The following is a 4111-nucleotide window of genomic DNA, read 5'->3' on the forward strand; positions in this document are numbered from 1 at the left end:
ATAAAAGTTTGCATCACTTCGATGAAGTGCTGCCTGTTCTGCAAAAATCGTGAAGAGAAGATTGATCTGGAGGCTTCCAGGTATGGGTTTAGGCCCATGTCCGAAGCCGGTTCCAATGATGTCGTTGATGGCCTAGCCGGCCGGATACGAAAGAGGGATCGGAATAGGTAGGAAGCTTGTCACTCTGGTCGGTCGTTGTTGTCGTTTTGAGGGACTTGTCCTGAAGAATGGCTCTGATGACTTACTGATGGCCGTTGCCTGACCGCGCGGTCCTGGATCACATCTCGAGAAGCTGGTCTTAAAGACCTGACACAAGCGAACTGCTCGGCGTAGTTCCAATAAAGTGATCAGGTCGAACACGTCGATGGCATCATGAGAAGGGCTGGTTGTAAAAGGTAACCGGTCCGCCACGCATTGGGTCTGAAAGCCCGATGGGTGGCTATATTGATGAGCATTGGCAATGAGAACGATTAAGTGTCGTAAGGGCATTTGGTGGATGCCTTGGCATGCACAGGCGAAGAAGGACGTGATACGCTGCGATAAGCCGTGGGGAGCTGCGAATGAGCTTTGATCCATGGATCTCCGAATGGGGCAACCCACCTTAGATGCTTGGGAAATCATTTTGGTTGTCGAACCTTTGGTTCGACGTTGCGGCGAACGATCGCCGACGGCCTCTGGCCTGTATGGGAACTTCCCAATACAGCGCGGAGCGCGTCGCCGGTCGTCCGGCGTTAAAAACCAAAAATGGTTTCCAAGCATTGTTAAAAGGTATCTTACCTTCGAATAAAATAGGGGTAAGAAGCGAACGCAGGGAACTGAAACATCTAAGTACCTGCAGGAAAGGACATCAACCGAGACTCCGTAAGTAGTGGCGAGCGAACACGGACCAGGCCAGTGGCAATCAGGAATAAAGCCGAACGCTTTGGAAAAGGCGGCCGCAGCGGGTGATAGCCCCGTAGGCGTAGAACACTGATTGTCCTAGAGTAGGGCGGGACACGTGAAATCCTGTCTGAACATGGGGAGACCACTCTCCAAGCCTAAGTACTCGTGCATGACCGATAGCGAACAAGTACCGTGAGGGAAAGGTGAAAAGCACCCCGACAAGGGGAGTGAAATAGAACCTGAAACCGGATGCCTACAAACAGTCGGAGGGCGCAAGCCTGACGGCGTACCTTTTGTATAATGGGTCAACGACTTAGTGTAACTAGCAAGCTTAAGCCGGTAGGTGTAGGCGCAGCGAAAGCGAGTCTGAACAGGGCGTTCAGTTAGTTGCATTAGACCCGAAACCGAGTGATCTAGCCATGAGCAGGTTGAAGGTTGGGTAACACCAACTGGAGGACCGAACCCGCATCTGTTGCAATAGATTGGGATGACTTGTGGCTAGGGGTGAAAGGCCAATCAAACTCGGAAATAGCTGGTTCTCCGCGAAAACTATTTAGGTAGTGCGTCGATCGAATACCCCGGGGGGTAGAGCACTGGATGGGCTATGGGGACTCACCGTCTTACTGATCCTAACCAAACTCCGAATACCCGGGAGTACTAATCGGCAGACACACGGCGGGTGCTAACGTCCGTCGTGAAAAGGGAAACAACCCTGACCTCCAGCTAAGGTCCCGAAGTCATGGCTAAGTGGGAAAGGATGTGAGGATCCCAAAACAACCAGGATGTTGGCTTAGAAGCAGCCATCATTTAAAGAAAGCGTAACAGCTCACTGGTCTAATTAAGGGTCTTTGCGCCGAAAATGTAACGGGGCTAAAGCCATGCACCGAAGCTGAGGATACGTCGCAAGACGTGTGGTAGCGGAGCGTTCCGTAAGCCTGTGAAGGAGGACCCGTGAGGGCCTCTGGAGGTATCGGAAGTGCGAATGTTGACATGAGTAACGATAAAGAGGGTGAGAGACCCTCTCGCCGAAAGACCAAGGGTTCCTGCTTAAAGTTAATCTGAGCAGGGTTAGCCGGCCCCTAAGCCGAGGCAGAAATGCGTAGGTGATGGGAACCACGTTAATATTCGTGGGCCTGGTGGTAGTGACGGATCGCAAAAATTGTTCAACCTTATTGGATTGGTTGGGCAGTGGGGCGGTTCCAGGAAATAGCTCCACCGTATAGACCGTACCCGAAACCGACACAGGTGGTCAGGTAGAGTATACCAAGGCGCTTGAGAGAACTATGTTGAAGGAACTCGGCAAATTGCACGCGTAACTTCGGAAGAAGCGTGACCCCATTTTGGGCAACCATAATGGGGTGGCACAGACCAGGGGGTAGCGACTGTTTATCAAAAACACAGGGCTCTGCGAAGTCTAAAGACGACGTATAGGGTCTGACGCCTGCCCGGTGCTGGAAGGTTAAGAGGAGAGGTGCAAGCTTTGAATCGAAGCCCCAGTAAACGGCGGCCGTAACTATAACGGTCCTAAGGTAGCGAAATTCCTTGTCGGGTAAGTTCCGACCTGCACGAATGGCGTAACGACTTCCCCGCTGTCTCCAACATAGACTCAGTGAAATTGAATTCCCCGTGAAGATGCGGGGTTCCTGCGGTCAGACGGAAAGACCCCGTGCACCTTTACTATAGCTTTACACTGGCATTCGTGTCGGCATGTGTAGGATAGGTGGTAGGCTTTGAAGCGGGGACGCCAGTTCTCGTGGAGCCATCCTTGAAATACCACCCTTATCGTCATGGATGTCTAACCGCGGTCCGTCATCCGGATCCGGGACAGTGTATGGTGGGTAGTTTGACTGGGGCGGTCGCCTCCGAAAGAGTAACGGAGGCGCGCGATGGTGGGCTCAGACCGGTCGGAAATCGGTCGTCGAGTGCAATGGCATAAGCCCGCCTGACTGCGAGACTGACAAGTCGAGCAGAGACGAAAGTCGGTCATAGTGATCCGGTGGTCCCGCGTGGAAGGGCCATCGCTCAACGGATAAAAGGTACGCCGGGGATAACAGGCTGATGACCCCCAAGAGTCCATATCGACGGGGTTGTTTGGCACCTCGATGTCGGCTCATCGCATCCTGGGGCTGGAGCAGGTCCCAAGGGTTTGGCTGTTCGCCAATTAAAGCGGTACGTGAGCTGGGTTCAGAACGTCGTGAGACAGTTCGGTCCCTATCTGCCGTGGGTGTAGGAATATTGACAGGATCTGTCCCTAGTACGAGAGGACCGGGATGGACATATCTCTGGTGGACCTGTTGTCCTGCCAAGGGCATAGCAGGGTAGCTATATATGGAATGGATAACCGCTGAAGGCATCTAAGCGGGAAACCAACCTGAAAACGAGTATTCCCTATCAGGGCCGTGGAAGACGACCACGTTGATAGGCCGGGTGTGGACGTGCAGCAATGCATGAAGCTTACCGGTACTAATCGCCCGATTGGCTTGATCGTTCTCATTGACCATGCTCATCAACGCTGCCTCCGGCAGCGATGATGTGCCATTGTTTTGTCCTGACGCGCCAAAGGCGCTCCGGACGGGCCGACCAACGATGGCCGACGGACTAGCGTCTTGTATGGCTGCCACGCTCGAGGTTGAGCATGGCACCAATACAGGCCGGAGGCCGTCGCCAATAGTTTGGCGCGCCGTCTGCAGCGCAGCGATCCAACGGATCGCGACAGCGTGAAGACAAAACCGACGTGTTCAAAGACTAAAAATGAGGTTCGCCTCAACCAGCTTCTCAAAAATGTTGCGCTTCGCTGACCTGGTGGTCATTGCGGGGCGGCCGCACCCGTTCCCATTCCGAACACGGCCGTGAAACGCCCCTGCGCCAATGGTACTCCGTCTCAAGACGCGGGAGAGTAGGTCGCTGCCAGGTCTGCTAAACGCAACATATCTTCTCAATCACGAAAACTAACGGCCCTTAAGCCGACCAAAGGGCCGCCCACAAGCGGCCTTTCGTCGTTCAAGGGAAACTTGCAGTGCGTCCCTTACAGGAGACAAATCGCCTTCGGCAATTTGCTCCGGCAGAAGCGTAAACTGCCAAGCAGTGTACGCACCGCGACAAAACCTTCGGTTTTGCGCACCGGTATTTTGCCCCAGGCAAAAACCTTATAACGCGGGGTGGAGCAGCCCGGTAGCTCGTCAGGCTCATAACCTGAAGGCCGCAGGTTCAAATCCTGCCCCCGCAACCA

Annotated in this window: 1 tRNA gene and 2 rRNA genes; all 3 read left to right on the forward strand. The window is 53.9% G+C overall.

The window, feature by feature from the left end:
* Window positions 1–468: 468 nt before the first annotated feature.
* The 3 genes from C5L10_RS33150 to C5L10_RS33160 all read left to right on the forward strand — a co-directional run bounded on the left by C5L10_RS33150 (window position 469) and on the right by C5L10_RS33160 (window position 4111).
* Window positions 469–3370: ribosomal RNA gene (locus tag C5L10_RS33150) — 23S ribosomal RNA — on the forward strand.
* 310 nt (window positions 3371–3680) lie between these two features.
* Window positions 3681–3795 (forward strand): 5S ribosomal RNA (gene rrf, locus C5L10_RS33155).
* A gap of 239 nt (window positions 3796–4034) precedes the next feature.
* Window positions 4035–4111: transfer RNA gene (locus tag C5L10_RS33160), tRNA-Met, on the forward strand.

The sequence above is a fragment of the Neorhizobium sp. T6_25 genome, assembly GCF_002968555.1.
Taxonomy (GTDB): domain Bacteria; phylum Pseudomonadota; class Alphaproteobacteria; order Rhizobiales; family Rhizobiaceae; genus Neorhizobium.